Source organism: Mycobacterium lentiflavum, assembly GCF_022374895.2.
Taxonomy (GTDB): domain Bacteria; phylum Actinomycetota; class Actinomycetes; order Mycobacteriales; family Mycobacteriaceae; genus Mycobacterium; species Mycobacterium lentiflavum.
The window spans coordinates 4807895-4829076 of record NZ_CP092423.2; the positions used below are offsets into that span (position 1 = coordinate 4807895).

Annotated in this window: 19 protein-coding genes; 5 read left to right on the forward strand and 14 right to left on the reverse strand. The window is 60.6% G+C overall.

From position 1 onward, the window contains the following. Positions 1-191 precede the first annotated feature (191 nt). The 14 genes from MJO58_RS22330 to MJO58_RS22395 all read right to left on the reverse strand — a co-directional run bounded on the left by MJO58_RS22330 (position 192) and on the right by MJO58_RS22395 (position 14335). The gene (locus MJO58_RS22330; protein WP_239720992.1) at positions 192-1817 is read right to left on the reverse strand and encodes an AMP-binding protein; all 1626 of its coding nucleotides are present in this window, start codon (positions 1815-1817) and stop codon (positions 192-194) included. Continuing rightward, complete coding sequence (locus MJO58_RS22335) at positions 1807-1935, reverse strand: hypothetical protein (RefSeq protein ID WP_259608720.1); 129 nt, start codon at positions 1933-1935, stop codon at positions 1807-1809. Before MJO58_RS22335 ends, MJO58_RS22330 begins: the two co-directional genes overlap by 11 nt. A gap of 509 nt (positions 1936-2444) precedes the next feature. Next, entirely contained in the window at positions 2445-3092 is a 648-nt protein-coding gene (locus tag MJO58_RS22340) for a CAP domain-containing protein (protein WP_239720993.1), read from the reverse strand. Between the two features lie 16 nt (positions 3093-3108). Next, positions 3109-3447, reverse strand: coding sequence for a DUF732 domain-containing protein (locus MJO58_RS22345; RefSeq protein ID WP_434086260.1), 339 nt, complete (start codon positions 3445-3447; stop codon positions 3109-3111). Positions 3448-3503: 56 nt separating this feature from the next. After that, positions 3504-4157: an Rv1363c family protein gene (locus MJO58_RS22350; RefSeq protein ID WP_239720994.1), complete on the reverse strand. Its 654-nt coding sequence runs from the start codon at positions 4155-4157 to the stop codon at positions 3504-3506. Then, positions 4154-4810, reverse strand: coding sequence for an Rv1363c family protein (locus MJO58_RS22355; protein ID WP_239720995.1), 657 nt, complete (start codon positions 4808-4810; stop codon positions 4154-4156). Before MJO58_RS22355 ends, MJO58_RS22350 begins: the two co-directional genes overlap by 4 nt. Then, positions 4774-6237, reverse strand: a complete 1464-nt coding sequence (locus MJO58_RS22360; protein WP_239720997.1) for an MCE family protein — start codon at positions 6235-6237, stop codon at positions 4774-4776. Before MJO58_RS22360 ends, MJO58_RS22355 begins: the two co-directional genes overlap by 37 nt. A gap of 1 nt (position 6238) precedes the next feature. Next, positions 6239-7324, reverse strand: a complete 1086-nt coding sequence (locus tag MJO58_RS22365; RefSeq protein ID WP_239723398.1) for an MCE family protein — start codon at positions 7322-7324, stop codon at positions 6239-6241. A 50-nt stretch (positions 7325-7374) separates the two neighbouring features. Further along, positions 7375-8736: a virulence factor Mce family protein gene (locus MJO58_RS22370; RefSeq protein WP_239720999.1), complete on the reverse strand. Its 1362-nt coding sequence runs from the start codon at positions 8734-8736 to the stop codon at positions 7375-7377. After that, positions 8733-10091 (reverse strand): MCE family protein, encoded by a 1359-nt coding sequence (locus MJO58_RS22375; RefSeq protein WP_239721000.1) that lies wholly within the window; start codon positions 10089-10091, stop codon positions 8733-8735. Before MJO58_RS22375 ends, MJO58_RS22370 begins: the two co-directional genes overlap by 4 nt. After that, the gene (locus tag MJO58_RS22380) at positions 10088-11116 is read right to left on the reverse strand and encodes an MCE family protein (protein ID WP_239721001.1); all 1029 of its coding nucleotides are present in this window, start codon (positions 11114-11116) and stop codon (positions 10088-10090) included. The genes MJO58_RS22375 and MJO58_RS22380 overlap by 4 nt, the downstream gene beginning before the upstream one ends. Before the next feature lie 54 nt (positions 11117-11170). After that, entirely contained in the window at positions 11171-12667 is a 1497-nt protein-coding gene (locus MJO58_RS22385) for an MCE family protein (RefSeq protein WP_259608721.1), read from the reverse strand. A gap of 4 nt (positions 12668-12671) precedes the next feature. Beyond that, on the reverse strand, positions 12672-13529 hold the full coding sequence (locus MJO58_RS22390) for an ABC transporter permease (RefSeq protein ID WP_239721002.1): 858 nt from the start codon (positions 13527-13529) through the stop codon (positions 12672-12674). Further along, positions 13526-14335 carry an MlaE family ABC transporter permease gene (locus MJO58_RS22395; protein ID WP_239721003.1) on the reverse strand — a complete coding sequence of 270 codons (810 nt, stop codon included), beginning with the start codon at positions 14333-14335 and terminating at the stop codon, positions 13526-13528. The genes MJO58_RS22390 and MJO58_RS22395 overlap by 4 nt, the downstream gene beginning before the upstream one ends. Before the next feature lie 1196 nt (positions 14336-15531). Here MJO58_RS22395 and MJO58_RS22400 point away from each other — a divergent pair. The 5 genes from MJO58_RS22400 to MJO58_RS22420 all read left to right on the forward strand — a co-directional run bounded on the left by MJO58_RS22400 (position 15532) and on the right by MJO58_RS22420 (position 21165). Continuing rightward, positions 15532-16641: an NDMA-dependent alcohol dehydrogenase gene (locus MJO58_RS22400; RefSeq protein ID WP_239721004.1), complete on the forward strand. Its 1110-nt coding sequence runs from the start codon at positions 15532-15534 to the stop codon at positions 16639-16641. Between the two features lie 67 nt (positions 16642-16708). Then, a complete protein-coding gene (locus MJO58_RS22405) occupies positions 16709-18157 on the forward strand; it encodes an aldehyde dehydrogenase (protein WP_434086261.1) in 1449 nt (482 codons plus the stop codon). Positions 18158-18302: 145 nt separating this feature from the next. Continuing rightward, positions 18303-19214 (forward strand): esterase family protein, encoded by a 912-nt coding sequence (locus MJO58_RS22410; RefSeq protein ID WP_239721006.1) that lies wholly within the window; start codon positions 18303-18305, stop codon positions 19212-19214. Positions 19215-19339: 125 nt separating this feature from the next. Continuing rightward, positions 19340-19504 (forward strand): hypothetical protein, encoded by a 165-nt coding sequence (locus tag MJO58_RS22415; protein ID WP_239721007.1) that lies wholly within the window; start codon positions 19340-19342, stop codon positions 19502-19504. 248 nt (positions 19505-19752) lie between these two features. Further along, the gene (locus MJO58_RS22420) at positions 19753-21165 is read left to right on the forward strand and encodes an aldehyde dehydrogenase family protein (RefSeq protein ID WP_239721008.1); all 1413 of its coding nucleotides are present in this window, start codon (positions 19753-19755) and stop codon (positions 21163-21165) included. Positions 21166-21182 lie beyond the last annotated feature (17 nt).

The window sequence follows — 21182 nt, forward strand, 5'->3', positions numbered from 1 at the left end:
CCCGGACGCCGACAGCGCGGACCGCAAAGGCTCAAAGAACGACACGCTTCTTGTTGCGCGAAGAGTCGGGCAGCGTCTTGCTCGGCTGCTCGACAACCCATCGGCCCCATATCTCACGCGGGTCGGGTATTTGCCTGTCGAAGGATGGATCAATCGCGTTTAACGGCCGCGCGCTCTTGAAACCGGGGTGGTCAGTTCAGACCTAGTATCCCAATCGCAATATCCCGCATCTCAGCTTTGCGGATCTTCCCACTGACAGTCATCGGGAAGTCTTCGACCACGTGGACGTAACGGGGAATTTTGTAGTGCGCTAGCTTGTCAGCGCAGAAGGCGCGCACGTCCTCAACCGTGAGGGGCGCGGCACCGTCTCTCATACGGATCCAAACCATTAGCTCCTCACCGTACTTTTTATCCGGGACACCGATCACCTGTGCGTCCAGGATGTCTGGATGGCTGTAGAGAGACTCCTCGATCTCACGCGGGTAGATGTTCTCCCCACCGCGAATCACCATGTCCTTGATCCGGCCGATGATGCTGACGTAGCCATCGGCGTCCATGATCGCCAAATCGCCCGTATGCATCCACCGCGCCGAGTCGATCGCCTCCTCCGACCAATCCGGCCGCTCCCAATAACCGAGCATCGCGGAGTAACCGCGCGTACACAGTTCGCCCGGTCTACCGCGGAGCACTGGAAGATTTGTTTCTGGATCGACGATCTTGATCTCAAGGTGTGGATGCACTGTACCTACAGTGGACCCCCGGCGCTCGATGGAATCGAGCGCTCTAGTTTGCGTGGACACTGGCGAAGTCTCGGTCATCCCATAGCAAATGGTGATCTCGGCTATTCCCATCCGTTCGATGACTTGCCTCATCACCTCTGCGGGGCACGGTGACCCGGCCATGATGCCGGTCCGCAGGCTGGTCAGGTCCAGGTCGTGGCATGCTGGTTCGGCCAGCTCGGCGATAAACATCGTCGGTACTCCGTAAAGCGAAGTGCACCGCTCTGAGGCCACGGCCTCCAGCGTGGCTCGGGGTTCGAAGGATGGGGCTGGCATTACCATGCACGCGCCGTGGCTCGTAGCTGCGAGATTTCCCATCACCATACCGAAGCAGTGATAAAACGGAACCGGTATACAAATTCGGTCGGCCTCGGAATAGCCACAGATCTCGCCCACAAAAAATCCGTTATTCAGGATGTTGTGGTGAGTCAGCGTGGCACCCTTCGGGAATCCGGTTGTCCCCGATGTGTACTGAATGTTTATGGGATCGTCGGCGCATAAGGTATCCATTACCGCCGCCAACCGAAGCGAGTCGGATCGCTGACCCGTCTCAAGCAGCTCATGCCAGTCATCAGTTTGCAAGAGCACAACACGCTTAAGGGCCTCGCATCGTGGACGAACCTCATTGATCATGGCAGCGTAGTTCGAGCTCTTAAACGCCTCGGCGGCGATCAGCATGGTGATACCGGCCTGGTTGAGTACGTACTCCAGCTCGCGTGGGCGATATGCAGGATTGATGTTGACCAGGATCGCTCCGATCTTTGCCGTGGCGTACTGGATCAGAGGCCACTCCGCGCAGTTGGGTGCCCAGATGCCCACCCGGTCGCCCTTGGCGATTTCCCATTGCAACAGACCCATCGCAAGTGTGTCGACGCTTGAAACGAACTCACGATAAGTCCAGCGGCGGCCGCACCAGCACTCAACGAGAGCCTCGCGATCGGGGAATAGTCGGGCCGCTCGATCTAGATTCTGTCCGATCGTTTCATACAGAAGTGGGACGTTGGCCACGCCCGAGGCATAACTTAGCTCAGTTGTCACGGGTGATGACGCCCCGGATGTTCTTACCGTCTCGCGGGTCCTGGTAGCCGTCGAGGTCGAGTTGGACATTCTCGAAGGGCTTAGGTGATTCGAAGAACATTGCCGCTTTCGTCGTCATTGTCTTGCTCCTTATCCTTCGCCGAGTCAGTGCGAACCCGGGGCCGGTACTGCGTGGCGAAAATGCAAGCCTGTCTGCGCGTGGCGTCAGCGATATGATGCTGGAGAATCAGTCAAGTCGGGTGTCTAATATCCGGACATTGACTCACATGCCCGCGTAGGTACGCACTGTGGAGCGCAGTCCGATACGCACGTCGAGGCGAACACGCGAAGAAATTACTCATCCATGTCAGGGCCAACCAGCCCGTAAGGGTTTGCCGTTGGCTCCCGGGCGGGTGTCTTCGCCGGCTGCGGAGATGCAGATGTTCAGCAGCTCGGTGGCCCCTGCCCCGTCTATAACCCTGAATCCCAAGGTGCTCGCAGTTTTTGGCCACGTTTCCTACCCCACGCCGACCGTCGGTTGTGATGTACATACCGCCTCCGACGGTGGCTGGCCGTGACCTCGGCGTAATCGGATCGCGCTCGCGCATCGCCTCGCTATGAGAAGTTGGGCGTCGACCGCGGTCTGGGCTATTGCGGCGGGTTAGCCGGTGGTGGGTAGACGCCGCGCAGGATCCAAGGCAACCAGCGGATGCCAAACTCGAGTTCGTCGCTGGCGTCGTAGTCGGGGCTGGGATCGGGCGCCACATTTTGGCCTGTCGTGTTGATTGCGTGCTGCGGCTGCCCGTAGACGGCCACCACCACCGTGCGGTCGGGGCTATTTTCTGACCACACCCCCATCTGGCTATTCGCACAGTTGGACATGATGGCGAAATCAGCTGGGTTGGAATACCACTGGTTGATTAGCTCGACGCCGCTGATGGCCAATGCGGGATTGATCGCCACCGTTTCAGCGACCTTACCCGGGTAGCCGGCCGCATTGGCGCGGTCTTGCGGGCTGGAGCCGTCGGAGCCGACGTCGCCGTCAAGGGCGCGGTTGTTCAACACATCTCTGCTGTGCCGCTGCGCAGCGAGTTGCAACTGGGGGTTGGGGCCGATGTCGTTAGTGCAACCTGCCTGGTGCTGCACAGTGAAGACGTTGGCGATCACACCGTCGTTGAGTCGCTTGTTGTTGAGTACGAGCGTGTTGATATCACCGTCGGCGTGCGCGACTGGGGCGCTCAGCAGGGCCCCGGCGGCGACAATTAGCGCAGGCAAGCCCACTAGGCGATACTGCATCTCATCTTCCTCCTTCTCAGCCGCCGGTTGTCGGCGGGCGATAGTGCGCCGCGGAGTTGCGGAGTTGCCAAATCAGTGCGGGGCAAAGCAGATTGACCGCATAGGAAACGAGATAGTTCGCCGCGAACTCGTCGCTGGGACCGACGTCGCGTTTCGTGGCATCCAGTATCTGGGCGTAGCTGTCGCCTCGACTGACCTCGTCGCAGATGCCGTGGCCATAGCCGAGCGCGTCGTTGTCGGGAAAGCTGTAGTGGCGTCGCACGGTGACGTCATAGAGGTATTCGACCTCTGGTGCCGGCGCGCCGTAGGCGCGTGGAGTAGCGCAGAAAGTAAGGGCCAGCGCGGCTGTGGCCACCGCGCAGGCAGTCGCTCTTACTCTGAAGTCGGGCGTCGGCCATTCCACTTGCGGCCTCACACGGGGGTGAAATCTGAGATGAGCCATCGTTGGCCAATCTTGTCCAGGGTTACTCGCACGCTGGATGCGGTGCTAGTCGGGGGATCCTCGCCGACGGCGACGGTCTGATTGACGAACACGAGGACCACGGCATGGTTTTCGGTCGCTGATACCGACGCCGCGGCCGGGACCGTGGCTACCGCTGAAATGTGCTTTTGTTTTGCACCAGGGATCACGACTTGGTTGACCAATGATGTGTAGGAATCGCGGAATCGGCCGGTCAGATGGTCCCCAGCCAGTCCGAGATCCTTGTCGATGGTGTCGGCCTTGTAGGAGAGCATCGCAATCGTGCTGTCGGTGGCTGCTCGCACGGATTCGCTGCGGGCGAGCGCGCTGTCACGGGCCGAGCCGTCCTGCCATTTCAAGTAGCCAGCGGTCACGGCCCCCACCAACGCCAACGCGGGCAGTATTCCGTAGGCGAGCGTCCGCAACCAGCGACCACCTCGCCGCACTTGCACAGGCGGGATGTCCGGCTCCTGGACCTGACTCGCGGCCTCGGTGCTCTCGCTGTTGTGCTGCACGTCGAGTGTTATTACCGGCTCAGCAGTGAATTCCGGCGCGGAGTCATTGTCGATGACGTCGTTCGCACGACGCGGATTGGGCCACCTCATGGCACGAACTCGACGTTAGATACCTTGGCGACGTCGCCGACCTTCTGCACCGAGACACGCATCCGCCACAACCGCACCGGCTGCTCGGCCGCAGCCGCACTCGAGGTATGCACCGATACTGCTACCAGCACCTGCGCCTGATCGCCTTGCTGGGACTCCAAGCCTGCCTCGGTGATCGTGCCGACCGTCTTGGACTGTGTCTTGTTGACAACGTCGACGAACGGTTGGGAACGTTTTTGAAATTCATCGTAGAAAGCGCCCGTCGAGGAATCCAAAATGCGCTTGATGTCGGCGTCGACCTCGGTGTAGTTGATAGTGGTCAAATTCAGTGCGCCTTGGCGACCGACCTGAAGAAGCAGGCTGCGCTGCTGCTGGCTTTGATGGTCTTGATGTAGTCGAAATCCAAGCCAGCCGATCAGCCCCGCAACCACCACGACGGCCGTCGTCGAGAGCGTAAGCGCCAGGCGGAGTTTCGATCCAGACTTCTCGGCGGAGGCGGGAGATGTCGTGGCTGCGTCGTGTTCGTCGTCGAAGGCCTCATCGCCGTCGAGCTCGGTTCCCTCGAGATCTACACCACTACTGCCTAGGTCGATCCGATCGGCTGGCGCCGACTCGGTCACCTCTGCGGCGGCGGTGTCAACATTGACTGCCATGTCTTCTCCTTCGGTGCCGTTTGAGCCAGATCCGATTGGGTGTATTGATGTCCATCCGGACCGAGATAGGTGCCGGTCTCCGGGTCATACCCGGCAGCCGGTATCGCGACCGGCGGCGGGCTGGGTCCGAGTACACCAGCCGGTGGTGGTGTGCCCGGCGGCGGCTGCGGGATGTCCTGGCCTGTGTAGGTGGCGTTGGGATCGCCCTTCCAGTTGTAACCGTCATTGAGTGGCACGTATGGCTCGTCGCTTTCACACAATTTCACGGTCGGGGCACGCTTACCGGGGCGGGTTTCGCACGGCAGGTTCCGCGCGCCGCGAACATTGAAAATGGAGTCTTGGGGAACGCGGCAGTAGATCTGACCGGGCGGACGAGCGGGAGAATCGACCTCACTTGGCGACCGCATCTGTTGGGCCGGCAGATATCCCGTGGTGCACGGGGGCGGTAAGTTCAGATTCAAATTGAACGACAGGTACAGGCCGCGGTAGGCCTGCTTCGTGTCACGGTTGGCGAGTCCAGCGCCCTGCATCATCTGCACCCCTGCAGGGAAGAGCACCAGAACCTCCTCGAGGTTGGGTTGGTAGACGAGTGCCACATCGGCGAGACTGACCAAGTTGGCCATGATGATCGGCAGGGTTGGCCGCAGTCGGTCCAGTAATTGGCGCAGTTGGTCCGCGGCGGCGGGCCCATCTTTCACAATGCCTCTCACGGAGTCATCTTGGGCTTGCAGCTGGCCAGTGATCTGAGCGAGATTGGAAGCCCATGCCTGGATCGAATCCGAGGTGTCGACTTGGGTATCGAGGATCGGCTTGGAGTGGTCGACAACTGTGGTGAGCGCATCCAGGTTCTTGCGGGCATCGATGGCCAAGGCGGTGCTCGATTTCACAATTCGCGACAATTCAGGGCCGAGACCACCAAAGGCGGTAAAGGATTCATCGATGGCGGTTTTGAGGTTGTCGTGCGGAATTGCCAGCAGACCGGTATTCGTCGCGCGAAGCAAGTTATTGATATCGGGGGGCACCGTCGTTCGGTCAGCGGGTATCACGCTGCCGTCCTTGAGGTTTGGACCGCCGGCACGCCTTGGTATGAGTTCGACGAAGTTTTCGCCTGCCGCGGTTTGGCTGTGCACCTCGGCATCGAGGTCGGCGGGAATTTTAACGGCCGACCGCAGTGACAAGACGGCATCGACACCGGTTGGGGTGAGTTGAACTGCGTCGACACGGCCGACTTCGGTGCCGCGGTAGGTGACGTTGCTGTTGGGATAGAGTCCAGCAGAAGTGTTGAGAGCCAGCGTAACTCGGTATTGCCCAATACCAAACAGCTGACCGGGCAGTCGGAGATATCCGAACATGACGATGCCTCCAGCCAGCAATGTGATCACCGAGAAGAAGGCCAGTTGCACCTGGACTCGCTTATTTAGATACACGTTAGGGCCCCTGGTCCCGGTGATATGGAACGGTGAGCGGGTTGGCTGCGGTGTAAGGGCTGGGCAATTGGCCGATGGTGCGGCCCCACTGCAGCTCCAGCTCGGTCAAGTTGCCTTCCCAGCGTGTCCCGGTGAATAACGCCGAATCGATGCGGCTGAGCGTTAGGTCAGCGATGACGGTGAGGTTGCCGTAGTCACCACGCATCCACTTGGTCAGAGTGTCCTTGGGGAAGGGGAATGTTGCGAGCAGGCCCAGCGAACGGGTGAGGGCGGGTCCGGCATTGGCCAGCGATTCAAGCACCGGGCCGAGATCCTTGAGTTCGGAAACCAGTGCTTCTTTGGTCTGACGGATGGAATCCGCGGCGATCGCGTTGAACTTCCCTAATTGGTCGACGGCTTCGATGAGGTCGTCCCTGTCTTTGTTCAACACCGCTAGTGCTTCGGGCAGGGTGTCAAGCGCCTTGTCCACCACAGGTTTTTGTGCACCGAACTGTCCGACTAGCCGATTGAGACTGTCGGTGGCGGCGATGATGTCAGTCGTTTGATGATTGGTGCGGCTGGTGAACGTGTCCAGCTGGTCCATCAAACTTCGCAGGTTGTCCTCGCGGCCACCGAACGCGGTACTGAGCGCTTTGGTGATGTCTTGGACCTGACCCAGCCCACCGCCGTTGAGCAGCAGCGAGACCGCCGCCAGGGTCTGCTCGGTGGAAGGATAGGCGCCACCCTGAGATAACGGTATTAACGAACCCTGGTGCAGCCTACCTTCGGGTGGTGCGTTCGTCGGCCGTCCCAGTTCGATGTGCAGTGACCCAAGCAAGCCGGTCTGACCGACCGAGATCGTAGAATTTGCAGGCATGTTCACGTCACCGTTGAGCCTGATCGTCAGCAACGCGTGCCAGGCTTGCCGTTCGATTCGGGTGACTGTACCGACGTTGACGTCACCGACACGGACGCGTGAGTTCTCTTGAATGTTGTTCACGTCCGGCATCTGGGCCTGGATGGTGAAGGAGTCGGGCCCGCGGCCCTGGGTGCCGGGTAGGGGAAGTGAGTTCAGGCCGTGCCACTCGCATGCCGACGCCAGTGGCATCAGGAGAGAAGCGGCCACGAATGCAACGACACGGTGCGCGCGGGAAGTCATCATGATCCGCTCCCGGCGGGCATCATCATGCCCGATAGGCCTGCAGCCGGATCGGTCTGCCTGGGTGAATTGACGGGCAAAACCGGTCCGTTGGTTGTCGCGTCGGTGGCAGGTGGCTGCGGGCCATCCGCCGGCGGAGGTGCTGACCCGACCGAACCGGGCAAAGCGTCTGGCTTTGCCTGTGGCGGAACATAATCCGGTCGCATCCAGTCTTCGCTGTAGGTCATTTCATTTGGTCGCGCGGCGGCGCCGACGAAGGGGTTGAGACCTAGAGGCAGGAAGTTGTACTGGCGGTTCTTGACGATCGGTGCCAAATACTGCACGCACAGCTTCGACGATTGCTCGGCGTTCAATCGCGATGCGGCTTGTATTGCGCCGCATAGGAAGCTAATCGGATCGCTGAAGTTGTTCAACGCAAGTATCCCGCTGAGAGTGCCTTGGGCAGGTTGATAGACGTTGATGAGGTTGCCCAGGTTGGTCGGCGCGATGTGGAGCGCTTGTTTGATGTCGTCGAGACTGTCGGTCAAGGCCCGCGATATCGAGGCGAGTTTCTCCGAAGTCGTGCCCAAACTGTTGCGGTTATCGGCAACGAATGAAGTGACTTGATTGACAGCAGAGTTGAAGTCCTTAACGGCGTTGGCGACTTCGTCGGGGTCGTTGGCTAGGAGTGCGGTGACCGACGCTAGGTTGTCGTTCAGTTGACGCATCAGGGTGGTGCTGTCTTGGAGAGCCGAGACCAGCGTGGACAGGTTCCTGACGCTGGTGAACGTGTCATCGCTGTGGTCCCCGAGCGACGAAAGCGCCTCGGAGAGTTTGATGATGGCATCGCGGATTGCCGGACCTTGCCCGCGCAAATTGTCGGCGGTGGTGTTGATGAAGGCGCCTAATGTACTGACTCCGCCAGGCGCTGTGGGCTGGAGGGTTTTGGTGAGGCGTTCCAATTGTGCGCGGAAGTCGTCCCATTCCACGGGAACGGCAGTGCGGTCTTCGTTAATGACCGAGTGGTCTGCCAGGGTGGGGCCAGTGCGGTAGGGAGGGGTCAGCTGGATGGCACGGGCGGTCACCAAGGTGGGTGAGAGGATCACGGCCTTGGCGTCGGCCGGTACTTTGTACTTGTCATCGACCCAGAACGTGATTTTCACTTGTGTGGGTTGCGGTTCGATTGCCTCAATCTTGCCCACGTTGACTCCGCGGATCCGGACATCGTCGCCGACGAACAGGCCGTTGCTATTGACGAAATAGGCAACGATGTTAGTTCGCGTCTTCGTCACCTCACGTAACGAAATAAAGCCTCCGCCAAGGGCTATCGCCACGAGTATGACAGCGAGAGCCACTCGAATCATGGATTGCCGACGTATCATCGTCCTGCCTCCCTAGACGAGACGGCGAATGGTGGGTCATTTGGACCGAGAACGTCCATCGGGAAAGGGTTCGGTACATCGAAGGATGCCTGCCCAGGTATGGGTGGCGCGGGTGGACCAGGTGGCGGCCCTCCCGGCGGCGGGACCGGCGGCGGTTGACGGTAGGGGTAGCAAGAAGGGCCGGGTAGCGGTACGCCGGGCAGACCACATAGCTGATCGCCAGGGTTGCCTGTAATGGCGTCAGGCAGTGTCCGATTCGGCTCCCCGCCTTGGCCGGTGCGCGGGTAGGGCATCGGCAGCGGTGGCGTGCCAGGCTGACCTGTTTGGGGATCGTGGCGCTGGGAGGGTGCTAGCACGTGAGGGTCCAAACCGAGATCTGAGAACGCGGCATCCACGAAAGGCTGAATGAACTGACCCGGGAACAGGTTCGCGAGATAGGCTTTGAAGAACGGGCCGGACGACACCGATTCGCCCAGCGCCATAACGTAGTCATTGAATCCCTTGATGGATTTTTGCACCTGAACCTTGCGGTCATCGATGATCGCCAGAACGCTATTTAGCTTGTCCAATGCTGGTTTCAACGAGTCGCGGTTTTCCGCAATGAGGCCTTGGATCTGCTGGGCCAGAGCAGAGATATTTCCCGAGAGGCGATCCAATGCCGCGCTTTGCGTACGCAGTTGTGCGAGAAGGGCATTGGTGTCATGGATGAGTCGCACAATTTGACCGGCGCGCTCGGCTAACACACCTGTGGCCTTCCGCGCGTTGGTGAGCAACGTGCGCAGCTGCGCATCGCGCTCATTGAGTGTCTGTGAGAAGCGCGCAACGCCGTCAACGGCGACTTTGAGCTGAGGCGGGGTGTCGTGGAGCGTGTCGCTCAATGTTTGCAACGACTTTGACAGCTGCTCGGTATTGAGACCGCTGATGGTTGCGGTGAGATCGCCGAGCGCATCAGGCAGCTGATACGGGGAGGTGGTGCGCTCGATCGGGATGACGCCGGACAGGCGGCCCTTTCCGCGCGGTGTAACGGTCAAGATCTTATTACCCAGCAAGCCGATGGTCTTGATCGCTGCTTCTGTCTGCTCACCAAGGCGGATGTCGTCGGCCACTGTAAAAGCGACGAGCACTCCGTGGGCTTCGAGGCTGACGCTTTTCACCTGTCCAGCCCGAAGGCCCGACACTTGCACTGGAGAGCCGGTGGTCAATCCACCCAGTTCGTCGAAGTATGCCGAATAGGTTGTGCCTGAGGAGAAGAAGGGCAGCTTGCTGTAATTGAAGGCGCCGACGATCGCGGTGATCAGTAGCGTCACACCGATGACGCCGATGACAATGAAGTTGCGTTCCCGGAATGGTTTCATCGAGGGGTACACCTGCCCGTGTCCTGGCCGGCGACCTTTACGTAGACCGGTTGGCCACCTTTGCCGTTGACCTTCAGCACCAGGTCGCATAGATAGAAGCTGAAGAAGTCGCCGCTGATTGCCTGGCGGCCTAGGACCTGGTAGGCGTCGGGCAACGTATTAAGCAGGTTGTCGAAGTAGTCGCGATCGGCAAGCACGGTTCCGGCTGCGCGGTCGGTCTCGCCGACGACTTTCTGTAACGGCGGTCGTGCCTGGCTCAATAGACTCGCGAGGGACGCCGCGCCCTCGTTGGAGTAGGCCAACGCGGTACTGAGGTCTTGCTTGCGGCCCTCGAGTCCATGCACGAGTTCTGAAAGGGATTGCACCGCCTTACCGAACTTGTCGCTGCGGTCGCCGAACGAGCCGAGCACCGTATTGAGGTTGACAACGACCTGGCCAATCAGGGCGTCTCGATCGGCCAATGTGTTTGTCAGACTTGCGGTCTGGACCAGGATCGATCCGATCGTGGCGCCCTGGCCTTGGAATGCGGCGATGAGCTGACTCGTCAGCGCATTGACTTGAGCTGGGTCCAAGGCCCGAAATAGTGGCCGGAATCCGCCTATTAGGGCATCGAGATCTAGGGCGGGCGCCGTTCGATCCAGCGGAATCGTGGCGCCCGGGGGCATCTTCTTGGTTCCACCGGCCCCTTCCTCTAGCGCCAGGTATCGACCGCCAATGAGGTTGTCATATCGAATCACCGCTTTAGTGCCTTCGGTTAGCACCACGGACTCGTCGGCGGTGAATTCGACCAGTGCCGTAGCGTCGTCTCTGATGCTGATGTGCTTGACTTTGCCGACCTCGACGCCGGCGATGCGGACGAAGTTGCCGCCCGCCAGGCCTGACACTGAAGTAAAGACGGCGTCGTAACTCTTTTCCTCCTGGAGTCGCAGTTGCGCAAAGATCGCGATAAGCCCAAATGCACCCAAGACGCACACGATCACGAAGATCGACAGACGCACCACCAAGCCTGACAGGTTACGTCGCATGGCAATTCACCTCCTTCGTTGATCGTTCGACGTGGACATGTGGCCTTGCCTGGATCAGGGCGGTGGTCGTTGATCGGGTGGTGCGGTCGGGATTTCCGACGGCGCTGGAGGTGGAGGCGGCGGCGGCTCGAACGCGTAGGTCGGTTGGGCCTGTGCCGGGAACGGAGGGCTAAACGGCTCCGCCCCGGGAGGTGGCGGCCCGGGTTCGTGCGGGCTCCCGGGTGGGGGTGCTGGCGGCAAACCGGGATAGAGCGGGGTTCCGTCCGGGCCGTAGAGCGAGGCTCCGTAGGGAGGCGCCCCGGGGTAGGGGATGGGTCCCGGCGCCGGCCCACCTGGGTGACGGATGCTGGGTGGTTCGGGAATCCCTCGGGTGACCGGGAAATAGTTGGCCCAACCGGGGAATCCGATTCCAGGGTTCGGGCGGATATCTACGCCACTGCCATAGCCGGTGTTGGTGACGAGATAACGCACCGGCCAGTTCTTGGCGACGTCGGGCAACGAGCCACAGCCCGGCTTACCGCCGGGTCCGCCCTTGGCGGCTGTGATCGGCAAATTCTGCGGGTACCGGTACGGGTCGTCGCCGAGGAGCAATGCTGCATCCATGATGACCGACTTGCCGTTATACCCTCCCGTATAATCCAACAGGCCCTTGTCCAGGGTGGTCTGGGCGCCTACGAGTAGGCAGGTCAGTTCGGGGTTGTACTTCATCAAGAGGTCGGCCGTTGGCCGCAGGGAGTTGAACCCCTTGATGAAGTTGTCTTTGCTTGGGCCCAATACGTTGATGCCGCTTTCGGAAAAGCCCGCGACTCCAAGCAGTAACGCGTCGAGTTGGCTGGCCTGGTTGGTGATGGTCACGCTGGTGGTGCTGACCGCAGACAATGTCTTGAGAATGTCCTGAGCGGCTGCGCTGTAGGTGTCGCTGACAGCCCTAACAGCGCGCCAGTCGTCGCGGATGATGTCGGTGCGTGGATTTAACGCCAAGAGAACCTCGTTGGCATCGGTCGTGGCTTCTCCGATGCGCTCGCCCTGGCCTCGTACACCTTCAGCCAGCGCGGAAAGTACTGCGTTCAGTTTGGCCGGGTCGATCTGCTTGATGAGATTGACGAGGTTCTCGAATGCCGTGTTCACCTCGACGGCAACGTTTTGGGCCTTTAGTACCGCCCCGGCCGACAGCCGTTGCACACTAGCCTGTTTGGGGTAGACGAGGTCAACGAACTTCGCGCCGAACAGCGACGTGGAGTCGATGCGTGCCTCGACGTTGGCTGGAATGTATTTGATTTGGTCGGGATCGATATCCAATCGAAGACTTACTTGATTCAAGCCACCCGTGACGGTGGCTACCCTTCCCACCTCGACGCCGCGCATCTTCACCTTGGCGTACGGTTCCATGACAAGCCCGGAGCGGTCCGAAGTCAGAGTCACCGGTACCGATGGCGTGAAGGATTGGTTGAATGCCGCGAGGCACACCCCCACGGCGACCATCACCGCGACCACCAGCAAGGCTGCCAACGCCTCCGAGGGAACCCGGGGTCTGTCCCTGCGCTTCGCCACCGCGTCACCCCGAGAAGTGGAAAAGACCGGTCTGGCCATATATCGCCAGAGAAGCGAACAGAATCAACAACGCCGAGGCAACCAGAGACGTACGGGTAGCACGTCCGACGGCCTCGCCGACGCCGGCCGGTCCGCCGCTGGCGGTGAAGCCATAATAGGTGTGTACCAACATGATTATTGCCGCTGCCACGATCGTGACGGCGAATGAACGAATTACATCACCGGGCACCAAGAACGTGTTGAAATAGTGGTTGTAGACACCGGCGGACTGGCCATATATGGCTGTGGTGCCCAATCTTGCTGCGCTGTAGGACATTATGAGCGCCACACTGTACAACGGGACAACGACGATTACCCCGGCCGCCAACCGCGTCGATGCCAGGTAGGCGATCGGGCGGACACCCATGACTTCGATAGCGTCGATCTCTTCGTTGATGCGCATGGCGCCAAGTTGCGCGGTGGCACCGGCGCCGATCGTTGCAGCCAGCCCGATCGCTGCAGTGACGGGCGTAATCACCCGACTGTTCAGAAAGGCCGATGCAAAGCCGACCAGGGCTTCGAATCCGATCTGCGAGAACTGGTTGTAGCCTTGTGCGGCAACCAGTCCGCCAGTTGACATCGTGAGAAAGGCAACGACTGCAACCGTACCCCCGATCACGGCAAGTGCGCCCGTTCCCAGGCTCATCGCCGCAACCTGCCGCAGCAGTTCAGCTCTGTACTTCACGACGACGTCGGCGAGCGACACGATGGTTTTCCCGTAGAACCTCGTCTGCTCGCCAAGTTGACACCAACGAGACCTCGCCCTGCTCAATCCGCGCTTTGCGCTCGGAAACAGCTGCGCGCCAATGACTTCAACGCTCATTTGACGACCTCGTATCCGATGGCAGTAGCCACAAGGTTGATAATGAACAACAGCACAAACGAAAACACCACGGTTTCATTGACCGCGTTGCCCACCCCCGCAGGCCCGTTGTGAACCGTCGTGCCCTGGTAACAGGCAACTAGGCCTGCTGTTAGTCCGAACAGCGTGGCCTTGATCATGGAGACCAATACATCGCTTATTCCCGTGATCCAGGTCATGCCAGCGACAAAGGCGCCGGGCGTAACGTGCTGGAAGAACACTGAAAAGAGGAACCCTCCTGTGAGCCCGGTCAGCGTCACCAGCGAGGACAGCAGCAACGACACTACGGTCGCGGCTAGCACCCGGGGAACCAGTAACGCCCTGATCGGGTCAATGCCCATGACACTCAGGGCATCGAGTTCTTCGCGGATTGTGCGTGCTCCCAGATCAGCGCACATCGCCGCGGCGCCGGCGCCCGCGATTACCAAAACCGTTACTAAGGGCCCAATCTGATTGACTGCGGCAGTGGCCGCACCACTGCCGCAATAATCGGCAGCGCCAACCTCTATCAGCAATACATTGAAGGCGAATACCGTGATGACGACGTAGGGAATCGACAGCATCAGTGCTGGGACCAACGACACCCGCGCCACAAACCACGTCTGCTCGAGGAATTCGCGCCAGGCGAACGGCGGTCTGAGCATTGCGACGAAGACATCGAGACTGAAGGCGAAGAACCCGCCGATATTGCGCAGCGGGGTCAAGGCTTCGGTGACAGTGATGCCCCGTCGCCAGCCTGCCGATTCGCTGACTTGGTTGATGGACATCGGATTACGCGTCTTCTCGTGGGGCCGGCGGGTCGGATGGTATGCAGCCGGGTGAGGAGCCGTATTCGACGGTAGCGGTCGTCACGAGTTGGTAGGTTCGGCGTGCATCACGCATTCTGTCTTCAGGAGATCGCTCCATCCGTATTTCGGCACAGCCCCGGCACAAGCCAAGGATTTTGACCGCTTGTGATCTATTTATGTTGCGCACCCAGGGATCCAGATCGTTGTCATTGCTGATAGCGTGCGCCGCGTGAAGTATTGACAGAATGCTCTGCACAGCAATGCGATGTGTGAGCGCGGCCAACACTTCAGCTGGTTGAGGTAGTCGCCTGAGACAACCACGACGGTGTCAACCGCACGGAGTTCGCTCCCCGCGTGGCGATAGCCTGGTTCTTCATCTCGTCCCGCCCTTCACTGATTCCACGCCGTACAACCGCAACTTGAGCGTCGCATGGCTAGAGTCGACGCGTTTGTTCAACTTCTGGACACTCGTTATGTGAGTTGACAGGCGGTTCACGATCGACGTTGTAGGCGGACAATCAACGAACGATCGCAGGTTGTCCCGAGGTGTTGCGGCGCACCGCTGCCCGATCGCGATTGACCTGGCGTTATGGCGGAAGTCAGTCGCAGACTGCACATTGCACTCGCAGGGTCATATCGATTGCCGCGGGGCTTGGCGTCGCCGTAGTGCCAGTCCCGACAGCGGCGCTCAGGACCGCCAGCACGTAGTAGCCGCCGCACGTGCCCAGAGGAGTGGTGTCAATTTGGTTGCCGCCCACTTCGATGATTCCCCGGTCGTCAGGCGGACCATGTCGGCGTCGGGTACGGGTCGACTGCGCGACCAGGGCGGTCGGCCAAGGGGTGTGTCCAGAAGTTAGACACCTGCGCCTAGTGCAAGGCCGGTATTTTCAGATTTGCTGCACGCCTGATCGCGCGTCAACTAGGGCATTTCGGTGGGAGGTGAATCTGCGACCTGCCGCTGCGGGGTCCGCGGTCAACAAGAGGGTCGCCTTTCCTTCTTGGCCCCGCTTGCCATCGGCGCCAAATTGCTGCATGAATGTTGTTGTAGCCCAAAACTTCCCGCCAATATGACGCAGGCCCGCCGCGATGTCGAGGGATGGAACCGAGCTGAGACTGTATGACGCCCCGCCGTTATGGCGACCGTGGAGGTCCGGCATTACTGTGGAGGAAACGACATGAAGACGCAAGCTGCCATCTTATGGGAGCGCGGGGGTCCATGGAGCGTCGAGGAGATCGACCTGGATTCCCCGCGGCATGGCGAGGTGCTCGTCGAGTTGGGCGGCAGCGGGTTATGCCACTCCGACGAACATGTACGCACGGCCGACCTACCCTGGCCGTTGCCGATGATCGGCGGTCATGAAGGGGCTGGGACAGTCGTCCAGACCGGAACCGGTGTGGGCAACCTGAAGGCCGGCGACCGTGTGATCTTCGGTTTCATCCCCGCCTGTGGTAGGTGTTCAGCTTGTTCGGCGGGGATGCAAAATCTCTGCGAGCTCGGCCAATTTCTGGGTACTGGAACGCAGATCAGCGATCACTCCAGTCGCCACCACGCGCGAGGAACCGACCTGGGGTTGATGTGTTTATTGGGAACATTCGCTCAGCACACCGTGGTCAGCGAAGCCAACTGCATCAAGATCGATGACGACATTGCCCTCGATGTGGCATGTCTGCTCGGCTGCGGCGTGGTGACCGGTTGGGGGTCGGCGGTATTTGCCGGTGGCGTACGGGCCGGCGACACTGCAGTCGTTATCGGTGTGGGTGGGATTGGCATCAATGCGGTCCAAGGGGCTGTATTCGCCGGAGCCCAGCACGTGATCGCTGTCGATCCTGTCGCGTTTAAGCGTGATAAGGCACTCGAATTCGGTGCGACACACGCAGTGAGCTCGAGCGACGAAGCGGCAATACTGGTCCAAGACCTCACCCATGGGCTCGGGGCCAACGCGGTGGTGAATGCGACCGGGGTGGGCGAGGGCCAGCAAATCGGGCACAGTCTCGCGATGACCGCCAAACGGGGTACCGTCGTCGTCACCAATCTGCATCGCGCCACCGAGGAGGTCGTGTCCCTCAACGCATTGGATCTGGTATTAGCCGAAAAGCGGCTTGTGGGTTCACTTTTCGGGAGCGCCAACCCACGCCTTCACATACCCAAGTTGCTCAGCCTTTACCGCAGCGGCCACCTCAAGCTTAACGAATTAGCTACTCGCACTTACAAACTCGATGATATCAATACCGGCTACCAGGACATGCGTGACGGTCGTAACCTGCGCGGCGTAATCAGCTTCTGACCATCGGCAGCCGGCTCCTTCGCCCGGCAGTGCCGCTTATGCAAGTCTCACAATGAAGGTGGCTGTTGTGGTTATTGAGTACGACTCGATGTTCATTGGCGGCCAGTGGCGGGCGCCGACATCAGATCGGCGAATCACTGTCATCGGCGCCAATGACGAATTGGTCTGTGGCTCTGTACCCGAAGCCCACGAAGAAGATGTCGACGCAGCAGTAACTGCTGCCCGCGAGGCGGTGCGCGATCGGGCAGGTTGGGCGCACTGGCCGGGAGCAAAGCGCGCGACATACCTGGAGCGTTTAGCCGATATCTTGGACGGGCGCTCTGAGGACCTTATCTCGCGCGTAAGCATACAAAACGGCATGCCTGTGTCAGTGGCTCGTCAACTCGAGGCGAGCTACCCGGTCGTTCTGCTGCGTTATTACGCGGATCTGGCGCGCGAGGAAGCGCCGATGGAACTACGACGTGGGCTGTTTTGCCCGGAGATCCTTGTTCGCCGCGAACCTGTGGGCGTAGTCGCGGCGATCGTGCCGTGGAACTTCCCCCAAACGTTGGCAGCGTTCAAATACGCGCCCGCGCTGGCGGCAGGTTGCACTGTTGTCATCAAGCCATCTCCGGAGACAGTGCTCGATGCATATGTCTTCGCGGAGGCAGTGGCCCAAGCGGGCATTCCGCCAGGTGTGATTAACGTAGTGCCTGCGCACCGTGAGGTTGGTAGCTATCTCGTGGGGCATCCCGGCGTGGATAAGGTTGCCTTCACCGGGTCGACGCCGGCTGGACGTACGATCGGGGAGGTCTGCGGACGGCTGCTACGACCGGCCACCTTGGAATTGGGCGGTAAATCAGCCGCGATCGTTCTCGATGACGCCGAACTCGACATGGAGACTCTCGGGCCGCAGCTGTTTAGTGCCACCCTGCTCAACAACGGCCAGACGTGCTTTCTTGGTACTCGGATTCTAGCTCCGCAGAGCCGTTATATCGAGATCGTCGACCTATTAAGCGATCTCGTCGCGTCGCTGACAATCGGAAACTCGCTCGACGAGACAACTCAGATCGGGCCGATGGCCACTGCACAGCAGCGCCACCGAGTCGAGAGTTACATTGCCAAGGGGCGCAGCGACGGGGCACGCGTGACGGTGGGAGGGGGTCGCCCCTCCGGATTCGACAAAGGCTGGTTCGTGGAGCCGACCGTGTTCGCTGACGTCGACAGCCATCACACCATCGCGCAAGAAGAGATTTTCGGACCCGTCCTGTCGGTGATCGCTTACACCGACGACAACGACGCAATCCGGATAGCCAATGACTGTGACTACGGCCTAGGCGGAACGGTATGGACAACCGATCAGGACCGCGGCCTCGCGGTCGCCCAACAGATCCAGACAGGCACTATCGGGATTAATACCTACATACCGGATCCGGTTGCGCCGTTCGGCGGTGTGAAAGCCAGTGGACTTGGACGTGAGTTGGGCCCGGAAGCGCTCGCTAGCTATCAGCAATTGCAATCGATCTATCTCGGCTGATGGGGACGACAGCAGCAATCGCGACGACGGATGTCGGCCCAATGAGCCGGTGGTACACCGATTCGTGCGTACTCTCAGGGCCACGCCGAAGGAAGAGCAGGAGCAAAGTTACCGTGCACAAAGCGATTAGTGATGAAGAGCAGATATGACCCAATTTCGGCGATGGTCAGCGTTTCTCGGGGCGTTCTGCGTTGCCGCGCTAGCATTCGGATTAGGCGGGGTGGCGCTGGGCGTGGGAGCCGTCGGTAAGGCCACCGCGGCGGCGTACGAGACGCTGATGGTGCCCTCGGGTGCCATGGGCCGGTCGATCCCGGTGGCCTTCCTGGGCGGCGGCCCGCATGCGGTGTATCTGCTGGACGCGTTCAACGCGGGTCCGGACGTGAGCAACTGGGTGACCGCCGGTAATGCGATGAACACGCTGGCCGGTAAGGGCGTCTCGGTGGTGGCCCCGGCCGGTGGCGCGTGGAGCATGTACACCAACTGGGAGCAGGACGGCAGCAAGCAGTGGGACACCTTCCTGTCCAGTGAGCTGCCCGACTGGCTGGCCGCCAACAAGGGCCTGGCGCCCGGCGGCCACGCCGCGGTGGGCGCCTCGCAGGGCGGCTACGCCGCGATGGCGCTGGCCGCCTTCCACCCCGACCGGTTCGGCTTCGCCGGTTCGCTGTCGGGGTTCTTGTACCCGTCGAGCACCAACTACAACGGCGCGATCCTGGCCGGGCTGCAGCAGTTCGGCGGCATCGACGGCAACGGCATGTGGGGGGCGCCGCAGCTGGGCCGGTGGAAGTGGCACGACCCTTACGTGCACGCCTCGCTGCTGGCGCAGAACAACACGCGGGTGTGGGTGTACAGCCCGACGAACATGGGCGGTGACGACGCCGCGATGATCGGCCAGGCGGGCGCGGCGATGGGCAGCTCGCGAGAGTTTTACGCGCAGTACCGCAGCGTCGGCGGGCACAATGGGCACTTCGACTTCCCCGGCGGCGGCGACAACGGCTGGGGCTCGTGGTCGGGACAGCTGGGCGCCATGTCCGGCGACATCGTCGGCGCTGTCCGCTAACCACGCGATACCGCTAGCAGACCCGACGGCGCAGCCGACCACCTGTTAAATCGCCTTTGTCGACGCCATGCTACCCAATGTCATTGTGCCAATTCGGTTTCGGATGCCGAAGTACTTGACAGTTCGTGGTCCGTCCCGACAAGGCGGAACTGAGCATCGATCGTTTGATTTTGGGCCGTCGCTATATCGTGCATGGCGCCAACCCCGAAGTCGTCGCCGACCTAGCGGGCACGATCCCGATAGCCGCGAACATCGACGCACGAACCGCGATTGATCTACGCCTTGCGTAATTCATTGCGCACCGCGATCGTCGAGCAGTCCAACCGGTATTGGTCGCAACCCTGATCACCTCGTTTGCAGCGATGACCAACAAGGCCTCCCCTGGCCAGGATGGCTGCCGGTGGGGTGTGTCCGCTTTCCGAACACCACTACCGCCGAACACCATCCAGAATCGTCAGTGTCCGGGTGTAGAAATCAGGAGCCGACGATGAGCGTTGAGATGCGGTCGATCCGAGTTGACTTGACGGCGGATTTTGTGATGACCATCGACGGGCGCCCTGCGGTTTCGCCCGACACCGAAGCGGTGTTCAACCCCGCGACTCGCCAAGTGCTGACTACGGTTCCGTCGGCGACACGAGAGCAGTTGGATGATGCCGTTGCCGGTGCAAAGAGAGCGTTTCCTTCGTGGGCCGGCACCGATCTGGCACATAGACAGGCGGCTGTATCAACGATCGGCGACCGGCTCGCCGAATATGCGAACGAATTCATGGAACTGCTTACCTTCGAACAGGGAAAGCCACGCCCGATGGCCGAGTGGGAGGTCTACGGGTCCATCGCGTGGTTCCGTGAAATCGCCAAGCAGTCCCTCCCCGAAGAAGTTATCGAGGACTCCAGCCGGCGACGAGTGATCACCAGGCACACGCCGCTGGGGGTCGTCGCGGCGATTGTGCCGTGGAACTTTCCTATTTTGTTGGCCGTGTGGAAAATCGCGCCAGCCCTGGTCGCGGGCAACACGGTTATCGTCAAACCGTCACCGTTTACCCCGTTGTGCGACTTGAAGCTGGTCGAGATCGTTCAGGATCTGCTGCCGCCCGGCGTGCTCAGCGCGGTGTCCGGAGGCGATGAGCTGGGTAAGTGGATGACGGCTCACGAGGAAATCGCCAAGGTCGCGTTTACCGGCAGCACCGAGACGGGCAAGCAAGTCATGCGTTCGGCGGCGGGAACACTCAAGCGAATCACCCTAGAGTTGGGGGGCAACGACCCTGCAATTGTCCTTGGCGACGTGAACCCCGAAAAATTGGCGCCGCAACTGTTTTGGGCCGCCTTCCAGAACAATGCTCAGTTCTGCAATGCCGCCAAGCGGATCTACATCCACGACAGCGTTTATGACGAGGTGCGTGATGCACTGGTCGCATACGCACAGACCGTGGTTGTCGGCGACGGCTCACGAGCCGAAACCCAACTCGGCCCGATACAGAACGAGCTGCAATACCGGAAGGTCGCCGAGTACTTCGAAGATTGCCGAGCCCATGGCTACGCCTTTGCTCTCGGCGGCCACATCGACACCGCCGCTGCGGGATGGTTTGTCCCGGTCACGCTAGTCGACAACCCTCCAGAAGATTCGCGACTGGTTGCCGAGGAACCGTTTGGGCCGATCGTGCCGCTGCTGAGGTGGTCGGACGAGACCGACGTGATATGCCGCGCCAACGACACGCCGTGGGGACTTGGTGCCAGCGTGTGGGGTCAGGACCTGGATGCCATCCAGCGGATCGCGCGGCAACTCGAGTCGGGAACAGTGTGGCTCAACGAAGTTCACCAGTACTCCCCGTATCAGGTCTTTGGAGGCCACAAGCAGTCTGGGATCGGCGCGGAGAATTCCCTATATGGGCTCGCCGAATACGCCAACTATCAAACGATCACGCTCAACAAAGTACGCGGGACGGTGGCGTGAAGGCCCCAGCGAGTTGG